Annotated in this window: 13 protein-coding genes; all 13 read right to left on the bottom strand. The window is 48.6% G+C overall.

Features of this window, described 5'->3' with window-relative positions; genetic code table 11:
* Positions 1-553 precede the first annotated feature (553 nt).
* Positions 554-1,189, bottom strand: coding sequence for a nucleotidyltransferase family protein (locus tag GC102_RS00095; protein ID WP_171687681.1), 636 nt, complete (start codon positions 1,187-1,189; stop codon positions 554-556).
* A 5-nt stretch (positions 1,190-1,194) separates the two neighbouring features.
* Positions 1,195-2,184, bottom strand: a complete 990-nt coding sequence (locus GC102_RS00090) for an XdhC family protein (RefSeq protein WP_171687680.1) — start codon at positions 2,182-2,184, stop codon at positions 1,195-1,197.
* Positions 2,185-2,218: 34 nt separating this feature from the next.
* Entirely contained in the window at positions 2,219-3,814 is a 1,596-nt protein-coding gene (ggt, locus tag GC102_RS00085) for a gamma-glutamyltransferase (protein ID WP_171687679.1), read from the bottom strand.
* Complete coding sequence (locus GC102_RS00080) at positions 3,808-5,052, bottom strand: (S)-ureidoglycine--glyoxylate transaminase (protein ID WP_171687678.1); 1,245 nt, start codon at positions 5,050-5,052, stop codon at positions 3,808-3,810. Before GC102_RS00080 ends, ggt begins: the two co-directional genes overlap by 7 nt.
* The gene (locus GC102_RS00075; RefSeq protein WP_246320659.1) at positions 5,039-6,331 is read right to left on the bottom strand and encodes a M20 family metallo-hydrolase; all 1,293 of its coding nucleotides are present in this window, start codon (positions 6,329-6,331) and stop codon (positions 5,039-5,041) included. The genes GC102_RS00080 and GC102_RS00075 overlap by 14 nt, the downstream gene beginning before the upstream one ends.
* Positions 6,321-7,715, bottom strand: a complete 1,395-nt coding sequence (locus GC102_RS00070) for an allantoinase (RefSeq protein ID WP_171687677.1) — start codon at positions 7,713-7,715, stop codon at positions 6,321-6,323. The genes GC102_RS00075 and GC102_RS00070 overlap by 11 nt, the downstream gene beginning before the upstream one ends.
* 48 nt (positions 7,716-7,763) lie before the next feature.
* Complete coding sequence (gene pucL / locus GC102_RS00060) at positions 7,764-9,587, bottom strand: factor-independent urate hydroxylase (protein ID WP_312883127.1); 1,824 nt, start codon at positions 9,585-9,587, stop codon at positions 7,764-7,766.
* Positions 9,588-10,318: 731 nt separating this feature from the next.
* Positions 10,319-10,804 (bottom strand): nucleoside deaminase, encoded by a 486-nt coding sequence (locus tag GC102_RS00055; RefSeq protein ID WP_171687676.1) that lies wholly within the window; start codon positions 10,802-10,804, stop codon positions 10,319-10,321.
* 29 nt (positions 10,805-10,833) lie between these two features.
* A complete protein-coding gene (locus GC102_RS00050; protein WP_171687675.1) occupies positions 10,834-11,763 on the bottom strand; it encodes an ABC transporter permease in 930 nt (309 codons plus the stop codon).
* Positions 11,764-11,820: 57 nt separating this feature from the next.
* Positions 11,821-12,897, bottom strand: coding sequence for an ABC transporter permease (locus tag GC102_RS00045; protein WP_216627889.1), 1,077 nt, complete (start codon positions 12,895-12,897; stop codon positions 11,821-11,823).
* A 41-nt stretch (positions 12,898-12,938) separates the two neighbouring features.
* The gene (locus GC102_RS00040) at positions 12,939-14,444 is read right to left on the bottom strand and encodes an ABC transporter ATP-binding protein (protein WP_171687770.1); all 1,506 of its coding nucleotides are present in this window, start codon (positions 14,442-14,444) and stop codon (positions 12,939-12,941) included.
* 376 nt (positions 14,445-14,820) lie between these two features.
* The gene (gene chrA, locus GC102_RS00035) at positions 14,821-15,354 is read right to left on the bottom strand and encodes a chromate efflux transporter ChrA (RefSeq protein ID WP_171687673.1); all 534 of its coding nucleotides are present in this window, start codon (positions 15,352-15,354) and stop codon (positions 14,821-14,823) included.
* A complete protein-coding gene (gene chrB, locus GC102_RS00030; RefSeq protein WP_376769336.1) occupies positions 15,351-15,941 on the bottom strand; it encodes a chromate efflux transporter ChrB in 591 nt (196 codons plus the stop codon). The genes chrA and chrB overlap by 4 nt, the downstream gene beginning before the upstream one ends.
* Between the last annotated feature and the right edge of the window lie 493 nt (positions 15,942-16,434).

The raw sequence follows: 16,434 nt of genomic DNA, 5'->3' as shown, positions 1-16,434 counted from the left end.
ATCACAATAGATACGAGGTTACTGGATGAATCTATTCGCGGTTGTATGATGTTGTAAAAAGTGCAACAATTTCTGCCTAAATCTCGCCTCTCACTCTTCGTTGTTGCACTATGTACAACAATTTGGTCCTATTCAGGCCATTTCGCAACAAATGGGCTCGAAATGTTGTACAAACTGCAACTTCAAGGTGCAAAATAGCCTTTAGACGTTTGAATTGTTGTAGAAAATACAACATTGGTAACCACGATAGCCCATCTACCCTCACGAAAGCTGAATGACTCTAAATCGAACTTTGGAGTTATACCTACGTATGGCAATTCACTTGATTGCTACTTCACGCTATTTCGTTTTATTTAGACATCCTTACTTAAGAAGCGTTACTGAGTTTCCCAATACTTCGTTTTTCAAAAGCCATCCGTATATAAATTAGATATACTATAAACAATTTTCAAAAACTACGTCAACTTTCTTGACATGATTTTGTGTGTTTGTATAAAAAAATAGCACATTATTAGTAATAATGCACTCACTCCGTTTTTTATGTTATTTAAGTTCACATATATTGGTGCGAAAATAATATTTTAGCCTGTTCATACCGATCCAAGGTATCAATATCCATAAACTTCAACTGGTTTTCCTCTTCTACAACTTGACCGCGGTACGCTGGCAAGTGAAACAAGGATCGCGCTCCGGCATCCCCTTCCAATGCAGCCGCCGCCGGCCACATCCCTCGCCCCAAAATAACAGGAGGCTTCGGCATCCCCTTATCCCCGCTGGCGATATAATCATAGCCCGCTTCCTTATTAAACATATTCGTAAGGCGAATTAACATCTCTCCATCTACGAAAGGCTGATCTGCCAACAGGACTAAGATGCCATCTGCACTCATCTCTTCCGCCGCCTGGATCCCCGTGCGCAGCGAGTGTGCCATCCCGCTTTCGGCGTCCGCACATATCTCAATACGGCATCTGCCTAATAATATATGCATATGAGCTTCTTCCGGTAACCAATCCAAGGAATCACCAACACGCACGACAACAACCACACTATGCAGTTCGGAATGAAGAGCTTTCAGCAAAGCAACACCGCCAAGCCGTACGCCTTCAGCCATTTCTAACGACTGCTTCGCTGTCCCCATCCGTCTGCTGCTGCCTGCCGCCAAGTAAACACCAACGACCTTCTTCTTCACAGCGCTCACCAAGGGCGGCAGCTTTGGATATCTCGCCCCATGGCTGCAGAGGAGCCCCACTCTCCAGTCGTGCGAACACCACGCTTAATACGTATCAATTCAGCTACTATGCTGACTGCATTTTCAACAGGGCCTTCCGAGCCAATATTTAAACCAACGGGATAGTGCAGCCAATCCGGCCGCTCTAATCCTTCAAGCATCTTCTCCGTTCGATCCCTCGAACCCATGATACCGAGGTAATGCAGGCTTGATTCCATAACTCCTCGTACGAATGCTGCATCCTTCTCAAACTGGTGACTCATGACAATGACATAATCCTGCGCATTCAGCTTCAATTGTTCCACCAACTGCTCTGGAAAAGCCACGACCGTCTCCGATTCCGGAAAACGCTCCGCATTGCAGAAAGCTTCCCGCCAGTCCGCTACGACCACGCGAAACCCAACACTTACTGCCATTTGGGCAAGTGGAATTGCATCTGGATTCGTCCCAAACACAATTACCCTCGGCTTCGGCGTAAACAATGAGGTATACACAGAGTGTCGGTCTGTAGACACATCATCATTGGGATCACACAACGTATACGTTATATTCGAATACCCATCCGAGAATATGCGCAGCAGCTGCACGGCCTCCCCGCGGTCCAAGCTAGCTTTTACCACCAGCAGGTTAACAAGCAGCTCCCCGGCAACAGGCTCCAGCAGGATACGAATCAACCCGCCGCACCCAATCGTTTCACCCCAGCCGAAATCGTCTGCCGGTCTCATGTCGTACTCCACCATTTGCGGTTTTTGCGACTCCCATACAGCAGGTAAGTATGCGGATAGATCCGCTTCCAAACATCCAGGAGAAATACTGCCTAGCGAGCTTTCATCCGCCATCAGCAGCATGACTGCCCCTTGCTTGCGATAAGCATGGCCTTCTACATGAATAACCGTCGCTAATACACGCGCCTGCGCATTACTCTCCACCGCTTGCAAAATGTCATAAGCCTCCATCACTCATCGCTCCTCGCCTTATGGATTTATCGTCCTACCAGCCGATCGCTAAACCGTCACCCCGAGGATCCGCAGCGCCGCTCATGAAACCTTTCTCATCAATCACAATGCCCTGCGCTTGCCCCATAATCCCATCCCAAGGGTTCACAGGTTCAACACGATGTCCCCACCTTTTCAAACGTGCATATACCTCGCCATCCAGACGGTGCTCGAGCTTCAGCGCATCTCCATCTTCCCCCCACGTACGACCGTATACCCAACGCGGTAGCGATATGGCTTCTTGAATGGACAAACCATAATCCAGCACGCCTGTCAGTATGGAAAGCTGTGTTTGGGGCTGACCTTCTCCACCCTGTGTGCCGAAAAGCATGTAAGGCTTCCCCGCTTTGCTCACCATGGCAGGCATTAAGGTATGAAATGACCTTTTATTCGGCTCTAAGACGTTCACGCATGCGGGATCCAGTGAGAAAAAAGAGCCCCGATTTTGCATAATAATGCCCGTATCGCCTGGTACATAAGCAGCACCGAAGTCGAAATACAAGCTTTGTATAAACGAAACCGAATTCCCTTCATCATCGACAACAGCCGCATAGGCCGTATCCTGCCCGATCGCTGGTGACAGGTGCTCACTCACCTTGAGAGGTTCCGCTTGAATTTCATTCCAGAGCTCAGCAGCATAGGCTTTAGAAATCAGACGCTCCAACGGAATTTCCCGAAAACGGGGATCCGTCAAGTAAAGATCACGGTCTTTGAACGCCTTTTTGATTACTTCAGACATCATATGATAAAAATTCGCTGAGGCCCGCGGAACCGCACTAACCTCTATATTTTCCAGCATATTCATCATCATTAACGCTGTGAATCCTTGTGAATTCGGCGGCATTTGATAAATCTCATACCCACGGTAGGTTGTCGAAAGCAATTCCACCCATTCTCCGGAATAATTCCGGAAATCATCTTCCTGCAGCAATCCACCATCTCGCTGAATGCTACCAACAACCGCTTGCATCAAAGAACCCTTATAAAAAGCATCTCTACCTTCACTTTGTACTATACGCAGCGTATGAGCCATGTCTTTCTGAACAAGACGATCCCCTTCCTTCAAAAGCTCGCCGTTCGCCATATATAGGGTACTCAGCTGCTGAGAAGCCCGAATGAAAGCCTCATCCTTGCGCATCCAAAAAAGCAAATTACGTGAGATAGGAAAACCCTTTTCCGCATAAGCAATGGCTGGATCGAGCAGCTTCTCCCACGGCAGCTTTCCGTACTTCTCCCATACCTGCCACCAGGCATCGACCATGCCCGGAACGGTTATCGCGCTTAGAATTCCTCTTTGGGGAATCGCATGTAACCCTTTATTCTTGTAAAAATCAGGCGTCGCCTGCGCAGCAGACTTCCCGCTTCCATTAAAGCCTGTAAATGTGCCCGTCGCAGCATCGTGCATGAGAAAAAAGGCATCACCACCAAGCCCTGTCATATGCGGGTAGACGACTCCAAGTGTCGCACTGATCGCAATCGCGCTATCAAACGCATTGCCTCCCTGCTGCAAAATGGCACTTCCCACACTGCTAGCCAAATAATGAGGCGTAGCAATCATGGCACGCTCGGCTCGCGGCATGATGTTTAACATGGCAGCTCCTCCTCTTTACGAGCATATAACGTTAACGCTGCTTGCAAAGCTTTGCCGACTGCAATATCAGCGCCGTGCCAGAGGAGAACTGCTTCCAGTGCACCAAGCACGTGGAGCACGTTTTTCTGATTGCAGCTAAAGCCCATCGTGCCGATTCGCCAAATTTGACCTTTCAGCGGTCCGAAAGAACTGGCGATTTCAATGCCGAAACTGTTTAACAGCATCGAACGCACAGATTCGCCAGCGATTCCATCTGGAATACAGATGCAAGTCACAACGGTCAGCTTACAGTCCGGATTCCCGTACAGCGATAAGTCCATTGCCTTCAAGCCTGCAACTAACGCAGCCTCATGGCGTTTATGACGATAGAATCTTTCCTCTAGTCCCTCTTGCAGAACAAGACGCAGGCCCTCGCGCAAAGCATACAACATCGAGGTTGCCTCCGTATGATGATTGAGCCGTTTCGGACTCCAGTAGTCCTGAAGCTGGCCGAGGTCGAAATAGTTGCTCGCGACTGGCTTGCCAGCTGATACCGCCGAACCTTTCTCACGCAGTCCCCGTTCAATGGTTTTGCGTCGCAACACCTTGGCTTCGACTCGCTCGTTATAGGTGATTGGTGACATGCCGGATGGGACGGATAAACACTTTTGCGTCCCACCAATAACAGCATCCAGCTGCCATTCGTCTGTCTTAACCGGGACTCCGCCAATCGTAGCGACGGCATCAACAACAAGCAGTGCATCTACTTCACGGCAGGCTGCTCCGATGCCATCAAACGGTTGGATACAACCCGTGGATGTTTCGCCATGAACGATCGCTACGATGCTCGGTTTTTCCCGGTGTATGGTAGCGATGATTTCCTCTGGATCGAACACCGTCCCCCATTCTCTCTCTAGTAGGACAACCTCTGCACCGCAGCGCTCCGAGATTTCGACAAGCAGATTGCCAAAACGGCCATAGATCGGAACAAGCACCTTGTCCCCTGGTTCAATTACACTCACTAGAACAGCCTCAATACCCGAACGCGAGGTGCCATCTATTGGATAAGCCCATTGATTTTTGGTTTGAAATACATCGCGAAGCATTTCCATCGTCTCATTCATCAGTTCAGTGAATTCAGGATCGAACTGTCCCAGAATCGGATAAGACATCGCCCGCAGTACCCGCGGGTCGACCTCCACTGGTCCTGGGGTCATTATCGTTCGCAGCGAGGGCGACAAGTCTTTATAAGATTTCATCTACTTTCCCCCCATAGCCATATTGGTATAACACATGAATCAATGCTTGGAACCCAGCAACCAGATCGGCTGGTTCCGTAAACTCGTCAGGACTGTGGCTAATGCCCGCGCGACTTGGAACAAAGATCATCGCTGTAGGACATATCAGCCCGAACAACTGAGCATCATGCCCTGCCCCGCTTGGCAGCCGCATACTCTCGAACCCATGGGCATCACAGGCAGCTTCAATTTCTGCCGAAATCCCTTCATGCATAGCCACAGGCGAAGCATGTAAATTTAAGGTCGTATCTATATGAAGATCTCTTCGCTTCGCGATTACTTCAAACTCAGCTAGCAATCTCGCACGAAAAGCATCCATCTTCCACTCGTCAGTATGCCGAATATCCAGCGTAAATTCAACTTCCCCCGGTACCACGTTCGAGGTTCCCCGCTTCACTTCCAAACGACCAACGGTAGCTACAAGCGGTTCCCCCTCCTCCAGCGCCATCCGCTCTGTCAGAGCCACCATTTCCGCGGCTCCTGCAAGAGCATCTTTTCGCATCGTCATTGGTGTCGTTCCGGCATGATTTGAAATACCCGTTACGGTAACTGTTAATCTTATTTGACCAACAATCGCTGTTACTATGCCAATCTGTTTCTGCTTATACTCCAGAACAGAGCCTTGTTCGATATGAATCTCAATATACGCTCCAATATCTTCGCGCTTCGCAGGGTGTTCACTTACACTTGCAGTGTCGAATCCAGCTTGCTGCATTGCCTCAAGCATAGTCACACCTTCAAGATCAGCAATCTCTGAAGCTCCAGTCAGCGATCTCACACCGGTCACATGCCCAGAGCCCCAGTAAGCTAGTGGGAAGCGACTTCCCTCTTCTTCACAAAATGAAACCACTTCAAGAGTTCGCCTCGGTGTCCCATAAACCGCCTTCAAATAACCAAGTGCCATCATGGAGGCGACTACGCCGTATGCCCCATCGTATTTACCGCCGTTTTTCACGGTGTCTACATGAGAACCTGTGAGAACTGTCTTCAAAGCAAGGTTCTTCCCTTGCAGTTTTCCAAATACATTACCAACGGCATCGAAGCCTGCTTCCAGCCCCAACTCGTGCATTTTCTGGGTAAGAGCCTGCTGCGCCTGCAACCATGGCTGCGTATATAGTAAACGGGTGACTCCCCCCTCTGGGTCAGCGCCATAAGTGGAAAGCCACTCCAGTCCTTCGAGCATCTGCTCTGCGTATTGTGAAATCAAATCCAGCGAGTTCGGTGTCATTTTAACCACCATCCTCACCTCCGATCACTGCAGTGTGACGCATCCAAATACCGTCTGCTTTCTCCGCTCCCCCTTCACCAAGCTCATACACCTTAGCACCTCGTAAGAAGGTCACCTTCACCCGACATCCAAACTCTTTCCCTATATAGGGGCTATGTTTATGACGGTAAAGTAGATCACTCTCTTGAAGTGAATAGCTCAGCTTCATATCTACTAAAGCAAAATCAGCGTCCGCACCTAAAGCGATTTCACCTTTGCGCGGATGCAGCCCAAAACGCTTGGCTGGCTCAAGGGATAGCATCCGCGATAACATAGGCAGCGGCACCTCTCTGCGTAGGTGGCCTTCGTCCAGCATAAGCTCCAGCGAGCTTTGCGCGCCGGATATCCCGCCCCACGCCTCGAAGAAATCCCCTTGCTTCATATGAGTTGGGCAAGGCGAGTGGTCCGAGGCGAGGATGTCCAACTGCCCATCTGCCAGCGCTGCCCACAGCTGAGCTTGATCCTCAAATGTGCGCAATGGAGGCGCACATTTGGCAACTGGACCTAGCCGCTCCAAATCAGCGCTAGTTAACACTAAGTAATGCGGACACGTTTCCACCGTGACGTCCAGCCCTTTGGCCTTCGCCTCCGTGATGGCCTGCACAGCTTCTGCGCTGCTAATATGCACGAAGTGCAGCTTGCAGCCCGTCTCCTCGGCGTAGAACAGTGCGCGGTTCACCGCTTCCAGCTCCGCTGCTATCGGTCTCGTCGCAACGAAGTCCAGCGCCCCGCACTTGCCTTCTTTCACAGCTTTCGCAGCCAGCTTGGATACGATCTCCTCGCTTTCGGCATGAAGCGCGAGCACCAACCCCAAGCGGGCAATTTCTTTCATCCCTTCATAGAGGGTCAGGTCGTCCACTTCAGCGAAAATATCTTCCCCTTCTCCGCCAGGACAAGACATAAACGCCTTAAACCCAATGACGCCTGCTTCCGCCAGCTCTTGAAGATTACCCACATTTCCTGGAACAAGTCCGCCCCACAGGGCATAATCGACCAAGGAATGTCCATCTGCTGCTTCCAGCTTCCGCTTAAGCGCACTTAGCCGAACCGTAGGAGGTACGCCATTCAGCGGCATGTCGATATAGGTCGTGCAACCGCCAGCCGCTAGCGCTGCTGATCCGGTAGCAAAACCTTCCCAGTGACCGAGTGCTGGTTCATTGAAATGAACATGAGCATCAACCATCCCCGGCATAATGTGCAAATACTCCGCATCATAGACAGGTGTATCCTCCGAGTATACGAGGTTTTCGCCTAGCGCAGCAATTTTGCCACCTTGAATACCGATGTCTAACTGGCGTACTTCATTTCTCAGGACTACGGTACCCTTCCGAATTACGAGCTCAAATTGGTTAGTCATACGAATCCCTCCCTCGGAGTCTTTCATGCTGTAGCCATCCTGCCAGCGTTAACTTCCTCGATATGTGTTATAACCCCATGGCGCAATTAGTAGTGGCACATGATAATGAGCATCTTTAGCCGATATGCCAAACCGAACCGGTACTTGATCCAGAAATGCAGGCTCTGCAAGGTTAGTAGAGATCCCGCTGAAATAATCTCCTATATGAAAGACTAGCTCGTAAATTCCCGGTATAAAATCATCCCCGCTAAGCATCGGTCCCTGAAGGCGACCATCCGCATTCGTAATCTCCGAGCGAAGCAGTTCTGTACGCCCGTCTTGGAGACGAAACAAATCAATCCTCACTCCACTAGCCGGACGTCCACTGCTAATATCCAGAACGTGCGATGTTAAACCAGCGCTCATAGTCCCCCCCAGGTCACTCTTTGTCATGGAAAAGCCTTGGAAACCATACGGCGGTCTAGGCTCTGTAAACACCTTACCTTCACCTACGGAAGCTTGCTCCAAAATCGTTTCCCACGTACGATTGTTAGATTCAAAGCGAATTTCTTTTAATTGAGGAAAACGAGTGAGCGAACGCTGCCCGATTCGATAAATAAGATTTTGAATCGACGGTGAATGTTGTTCATGGAATACGGTATGCGCAATATCACGAATTTGCTCAGCAGCCACATAGCGACCGAGGTCAGAGTCTAGTGCATCCGCCACTTCTTCATAACTCCAAGCAATATCTAAGAAAATAAATAAAGGACGGTCAAAAGATTCCGGAAGCGTCGTATACTCATCTCGAACGAAGCCCGCGAAGGAACTTCCTTTTACTTTAATCAGCTTCAAATCAGCGATACCGCCTGCATGTTCCTCGATTGCAATCCCCTCATCCGTGCGCACGACTTCAACCAGCGCGGTCGGATGTTCATTTTGCGAATAACGGTATACAAGGGCACTACCTTCAAATCCTTTTGAACCAGGAACCGGTAACACTTCAAAAGATACTTGATCAGCTGTCATTTTCACACCTGTCATCTGTGGGTACGTCTCTAGAAAGTGGCGACTGGTGAACTCCAGGAACCCTTCAGCTGTTGCGCCTTCATATTCTCCGGCTTTGCGCAGGATGAAATTTTTCATCGAGTCTGTGGCAACAACCATCCGGTTGTCCCCCTCTGTGAATGAAGTAAAGAACTTCTCTCCGCTAACCGCCACCTTGATATTCATCCCAAACAGCACATTATCTCGCCCTGTAAACCCAGATTCCGGTATTAACGTCAGATTCGTCAGCGGCTTCGCATAAGAACGATACACCCATACATCACCTTTGCCGTAATACATGATTCTCTCTGATCTGTTCGCTTGCTTCATCGCTTTCGCCTCCGCTTCATTGACTAACACAGCCTCTAGGCGAAACCGCCCGATTTTACAAACCTCCTGCAAAGCTTTCCCAAGCTCTTCTTCCTTATCTCGATGTATCCTAGTGCGAATTGCTTCTCGAATGGTCTCTTTGGTCTGGCCTTTGACCGCCATGATAAAAGGAAACTCAAAGGCATCCGTATACTGCTTGTTGCAGGCTAGAAATTGTTCATATTCTTCAGCTGTTAGTTGGTTTAAACCGGCCCCGGACTGCTCCTGCACAGAATGATCTGTCATCCGTACTCGCGTCCCTAAGTCTGGATGCGCTCGAAGCAGCGCTAGCTGCTCCAGCCGATCAGCACGCCAAACCTCTCGTTCCAGAGCACTGATTAAATCCTGCTCCGTTGCAAAAGGCCGCGAACTCCATGCCCGCTCTGCCACCCAAGGTGAGTGCTCAAATAGAGGACCGAACTTATCGATGAAATCTTCCTGATTCAATTCATTCACTTTATGCAGCGTAAGCTTCACTACCCATCACCTCTATTTATCTGAAAATTCCAACCATTCTTTATCAAGATTTGTTTCATTGTAAATGCGCCATCCCTATGGGTCAATTTATATGAAAGAAGTTTGTAAACTTTCATAACATCGGCAACTTTTTTTGTATGATTGCAAAAAATCGGCATCTCATGGGTTCTCAACCGATGTTTTTGCCTCGGCGTCAACTAACGGATAGGTTACTTTATTAATATTCAACTGTTGCCTATACCGCCTCTCCCTCCGCCCCCCCTCTTCGATGTTGCATATGTACAACAACGCCGCCCTTATTCCCACCTCTCCCCCCTAACACCCCCTTGTTCTCACTTCTCGCCCCTCGTTGTTACATAAAGTGCAACAATTCAGCCCTTAATCCCACCTTTCTCCTCTCAATGTTGCACAACGTACAACAATTGGGCCCCAAAACAGCCATTTCGCAACAAATGGGCTTAAAATGTTGTACAAAATGCAACTCCATCATGCAAAACAGCCTTTGAGCGTGTAAATTGTTGCAGAAATTACAACATTGGTTACCCACTACAGCTCACTTACCCTCAAGAAGCTGCTGAACGACTTTTAAATCGGATTTTGGAGTGTACTCGCCGCTTGTAAGGAGGCTTAAACAACCTCCTTTGTTCAACGTTAGGCATGCTGTCCTCAATCCCGGCGAAAAAGCAAAAAGCCACCAGGAATCAAAAAACTTCCCCTGTGGCTCTCTATTTTTATGACCAATACCCCTCGTGCGCCGCTACAGCCTCCGCCTCTACCTCAGGAATAGGGCCAATGACTTCTATCGGCTTATTTCCTCTGGCAAATACCACCCGACAGGGTAAGTCCAACGTCGGATTCTGTTCATCATCTCCTGTAAGCTCAGCTAATCGTGTTTCTGAAATGCCATAGACGACACGTCCCACGTTCCCCCAATAGATGGCGCCCGAGCACATGGCACATGGTTCGGTAGATGTATACAACGTACAATCCCACAGATCTTTCTTACTGTATCTTTTCGAGGCAACCTCCATCAACATAGTTTCTGCGTGCCCCGTGCAGTTTGATTGCGTAATTTCAACATTTCCATGCTCCAACAGGATCTCCCCGGTCGGCCCCACCAGCAGCGCACCGAAAGGCGTATTACCGGATTCTCTGGCCAGCACAGATAACTCTATGCATCTTTTTAAATATGGAATGTGGTTAGCATACTCGCTCATCTTGGTTCCTCCAATGACTTAGACTCTTTTTAAAATCTTTGCTCCCGTATGTAGGGAACGCCTAGTGCTTCCGGTGCACCCGAAGGCTTATTGCGATTTCGCCAGCCGAGGAACATCAGCACCAGAATGGTCACGATGTACGGAATCATTTTCAGAAAATAAGAAGGGATATGACTGCCAATAAGCTGCACGCGGAACCCCAGTGTATCCAACACACCGAAGAAATAAGCGCACACCAAAGCACGAACCGGATTCCATCTCGCAAAAATAATGAGCGCCACCGCAATCCAACCGCGTCCAGAGGTCATGCCTTCGTTCCAAGTTGGCGTGTACACGAGTAGCAAATCCGCACCCCCAAGACCGATCAACATAGAGCCAATAATGATACAAACATAGCGAATCGCGATAACAGGAATGCCCATAACATCAGCTGTTGCCGGGTTATCCCCCACCGCTCTAAGATGCAGCCCCCACGATGTACGATGGATGAACAGATGCATGACAATAACCAGCACAAAGCTAAACCAAGTAAAAAGATCCAAGTGCGCAAAAATCTTCCCAACAAACGGTACATTCTCCAGCCATGGCAAATCAACCTTCGGTACCGCTCCGGGTAATGGGATGCCGCTAACACGCTTTCCCAGATAAGCGCTAAGTCCTGCGCCGAATATCGTCATCGCCAGACCACTTACGACCTGATTGGCGTGCAGGGTTACACAAAGAAATCCATGAAGCATACCCAGAACACCGCCCACTGCAAGTACACAGAGAAGAGTCAGCGCCAAGCTCCCGGTTTGAATGAAGACAAGACAGGATGTCACTGCCCCCATCAACATAAGTCCCTCCGCACCCAGCTGTGTGATGCCGGATCTTTCGATAAGAATTCCACCCAATACAGCTAACAGCAGCGGCGTACCAGAAGAGATAGCGGAAACAATTAATTGTGTGACGATATCCATGAGACTCCCTCCTTTTTCAGCATGATTTCAATCCAAGCTCACCCATCAGCTCACCTATCAGCGATTGCGGCGAATGCGGATTTTCCCAGCCATGCCACCCGCAATGAGGAAAAATAGGATAGCCCCTTGAATCATAGAAGAGGTCGATGATGGAAGACCGATCGTCTGCACACTGTATCCTCCCACAATGAGCCCTCCGAAAAGCACCGATGATATCACAAGCCCTGCTGGATTCAGCTTCGCAAGCCATGCCACAATAATGGCTGTGTATCCATAACCTGGCGAAATACCATACATAAGTCGGTGCGCCACACCGGAAACTTCGCTCATTCCCGCTAATCCAGCTACCCCGCCACTAATGATCATAACAAGGAGAACATGTCTGGAAATACGAATTCCTGCGTTCCGCGCAGCTTCCGCATTCGCACCAATGAGCCGCAGCTCAAAACCCCAACGCGTATATCTGATCATGAAGGCATAGAGCAGCACGGCAATAATAGCAAAAACGATCCCAAAATGGAGTCGGGTAGTCCCAAAAGTAGGTAATGACTGCGCCGCGGTAAACATGGGGGATCCTGGGAAGTTAAAGCCTTTCGGATCTTTCCATGGACCGAAAACCGCATAATTCAAGGCAAGAAGAGCCACATAATTCAACATTAAGGATGTAATTAGTTCGTTAACTTGAAAATAGTTCCTAGGAATCGCCGTCAACAATCCCCAGAGCCCGCCGGCTACGATGCTCGCCACCACCATAGATGGAATCGAAATGTACATTGGCAGCTGTGGAAAATAAACCGTAACAGCGGTAGCCGCCATCGCTCCAGCCAAAAACTGCCCTTCGGCACCGATATTCCATACCGAAATCCGGTACGCGATCGACACGCCAAGACCGCAAAGCAGCAGCGGAATTGCCTTCACAAGAGTCTCCGTAATGCCAAAGGAGGAACCAAAGGCACCTTTCAGCATTTTGGCATAGACCATAATCGGATTCATGCCATTCAAAGCTATAAAAATACTGCAGGCTACAAGCGCTAAGACAATAGATACTATCGTCACCCACCACGGACTTGTTGGCCCCGCAGGATCAATCTCAAAACGGTAAGGCAAACGAAAGCTAGCTTCTCGCTTAGGCATCTTTCTTTCTATCGGAATGGTTCCCGCCGTTTGTTGTTCGCTCACCCTGCATCCTCCTCAGACCCCGCCATCAACATGCCGATATACTCACGATTCGCTTCCTCTCGGGAAATATTGCCTACGATGCGTCCGTCGTACATGACCAGAATTCGGTCAGCTAGCTGCAGCACCTCATCCAAATCCTCTGATATAAGGAGAACTGAACTCCCCTTGCTGCGCAATTCCTCTAGTAATTGGTGCACACCCTGAGTGGCGCCAACATCTAACCCCTGCGTTGGATGTACGGCTACCATCAGCTTCGGGCCTTGATCAATTTCCCTGGCAAAAAGCAGCTTCTGCTGATTCCCCCCCGACATATACTGAACAGGTGCATCAATCCCCGATGTCCTCACATCGAATAGCTCAACAAGCTTCTGCGACCAGCTTCGATTGCTTCCTGTGCGCAGTAAACCGAATCGAGATCGTTCCGGAGAACGATACGTCTTGAAGAGCAGGTTATCTACAGCGCCCAAACTGCCGGCTAGACCGCTCTTCATGCGATTTTCCGGCACATGGGCAATCCCCAGCTCAATAGCCGCGCGCACCGAACTGTTACGCAACGCCTTGCCGTCAAAACGGACATCACCTTGTTTCCATGCGCGAAGTCCTGTTAATACCTCCGCAAGTTCCTTCTGCCCGTTTCCAGACACCCCGGCAACACCAACAATCTCACCTTCACTCACTTGAAAATGAAGCCCATCCAGCACCTTGCGTCCATGATCCGCATACACATCCAAACCACCCACCTCAAGCATTGGCTTTCCTTGCGGTTTCTCTCTAACAACCGCGCGGTTTTCTAGGCTCATCTTGCCGACCATTAGCTGCGCCAGATCCCTCTCACTCGTCTCTGACTTCGCCATCGTAGCGATCATCTCGCCTTTGCGCATGACCGATATGCGATCCGAAGCAAACATAACCTCCTTGAGTTTATGCGTCGTCATAATGACGGTCTTGCCTTCCTTTTTCATGCGATTCAGTGTCTCAAACAACTGATCTACCTCACCTGGCGTCAACACCGAGGTAGGCTCATCCAGAATAATTAAATCCGCTCCCCGATAGAGCGTCTTCACAATTTCAACTCGCTGCTGTTCCCCGACTGACAGCTGCCAAATGGGCCGGTCCACCGGAAACGGTAGCCTGAAATGCTTGGATATCGCCTCGATCTCCTCGGACTTTTTAGCGAGCCATCGTGGACCGCGCCAGAACGAAGACGACTCCCCAAGAACAATATTCTCCGCGGCAGTTAACGTTTGAACAAGTCGAAAATTTTGAAAGACCATACCAACCCCTAGATTCATCGCATCCTTCGGCGATCGAATTCTCACCTTTTCACCGTGAATGAGAATCTCTCCGCTTGTTGGGCGATAAACACCTGAGAGCATGCACATCATAGTGCTTTTACCTGCGCCGTTCTCACCTAACAACGCATGAATCTCTCCAGCTTTTGCCCGGAAATCAACATGATCATTGGCTACAACAGAACCAAACTGCTTGACGATCTGGTTCATCTCAACTGAATAACCCTCCGTTTTATGCAATGAGCCCCCTCCTTCTCGTCCTTTATTACACCCCTATATATTCAAAACAGCATCTCCCATTTCGGGATCTGCTGTTACTGGAAACAATATGTTGGATATCACATAAGTCCATACTTTTGGGAAGTTAATTGATAGGTATCTTTCCTCACTATACTGTCGAGCTAACTCTTACGTCAATTAACATGACATCGAATTAGAGTAACTAACGAAAAACGAGCATTCATTTGTGCTTGATACCAAATTCTAAAAACTCCTCCTCCCGATAATGTTATATTAAGTTACGCGGACAGCAAAAAGAAGCACTCCTCTATGGAAGGATGCTCCTTTTACTATCCAAATCTTTTCATCAGGATAGAAATATACCGCCATAAATGAAACCAGCCAAAATCACAAATGCAGGGTGAATCTTCCTCTTTTGAATGAGATAGAAAGCAACTGCGGCAATACCAATAAACTGCAAGTATCCTATTGTTTTCGTTGATTCCACCATGCTGCTCCATGTGACCAACACCATCATGATCGCAATAACAGGCTGCACAAGCAGCGTCATTCCTTTGATTATAGGAGATTGCTTATATTTCTGCAGTATATTCAGCAAAATGATGAGTGCAATGATGGAAGGAACAACCGTTGCAGCCACTGCAATTAGAACACCGACCCAACCACCGATTTGAAAACCGACATACGCGGCAATTTTCGTAGCAATCGGTCCAGGCAGCGCATTCCCCAGCGCTAACATGTTCGAGAATCCACTACTGGTCATCCAAGCATGATTCGGAACAATTTCTTGATACATCAGCGGGATCGACGAGGGTCCTCCTCCATATCCGAACACGTTTGCTAAAAAGAAGCTAACAAGTAAATGCCACCACTCATTCATACGTCCTCACCTTTACCAAGCTGCTTCTTGTTCTTGTTCCTCTTGTCCTTTAGCTTATGATGGAAAGCGCCATATAGTAAAAACATAAAAATAACGATAGCCGGATGCACAGAGAAAGTCTGCAACAGCAAGAATGAAATAACAAAAAAAGTGAGGCCTGCCGCCCAACCCAAACCTTTAACCGCCTTCTCACCGAACTCATACGCCATCACGCCTAGCATCACCGCGACAATAGGCACTACCGCCGCTATCATGCCTTTAATCACTTGAGAAGTACTAAAGAAATTAATGAACGAATACAACCCAACCATGGCTACACAAGTAGGAACGATGTGAGCTAAAACACCAATCGCTGCTCCCCATCCCCCTTTGAGCCGATAACCAAGATACCCTGCTAGCTTCGTTGCTATCGGTCCGGGAAGTGTATTAGCTATCGCCAGTACTTCCATGAATTCCTCATCCTTCATCCATTGAAACCGCGTAACCGCCTCGTACCGTATCAATGGTACAATCGACGGCCCGCCGCCATATCCCAATATCCCCGTCCGGAACATCGCCATACCTATCTGAACATAGGCATTCCCCACTATCTATCACTCCTGTCTCTGCAGCACCATTAACTAAAAAGTAAACTAAGCTTTATTGTAATATAAGTTGAAAGGATTCATTCGATTCTTTTCTCATCTTTGTAAAAATAACAAAGATTTTTCAGTTTCTTGGGACTTGGCTTGAAAATAGATAAATGACCTTGTATGGGCGGATTGTGCTTAGTGTGGGTATGCTTTGAGCAGAATAAGAGTTTCTAGAGACTGCTATTTTTGAATTTCTGATGCTTTTCGTGGAAATAGGAGTCATTGGAGACTCTTATTTGTAGGATAGGGCTTAATTTGGGTAGACTCTGAGCCAAATAGGAGCCTTTAGGGACTGCTATTAATGAATTTCTGGTGCTTTTCGTGGGAATAGAAGTCTTTGGAGACTCCTATTCCTAGTATATCGCTTGATCCGGACAAACTTTCTGGCCGATCCGAACACATGGAAATAAAAAAAACCTTACGAGGATTTCTCCTTGTAAGGTTTTTT

It is taken from the genome of Paenibacillus germinis, from assembly GCF_013141785.1.
GTDB classification, from domain to species: Bacteria; Bacillota; Bacilli; order Paenibacillales; family NBRC-103111; genus Paenibacillus_E; species Paenibacillus_E phytorum.
The sequence above is the reverse complement of the archived record's forward strand: the minus strand, read 5'-3'. Positions and strand labels throughout refer to the sequence as shown.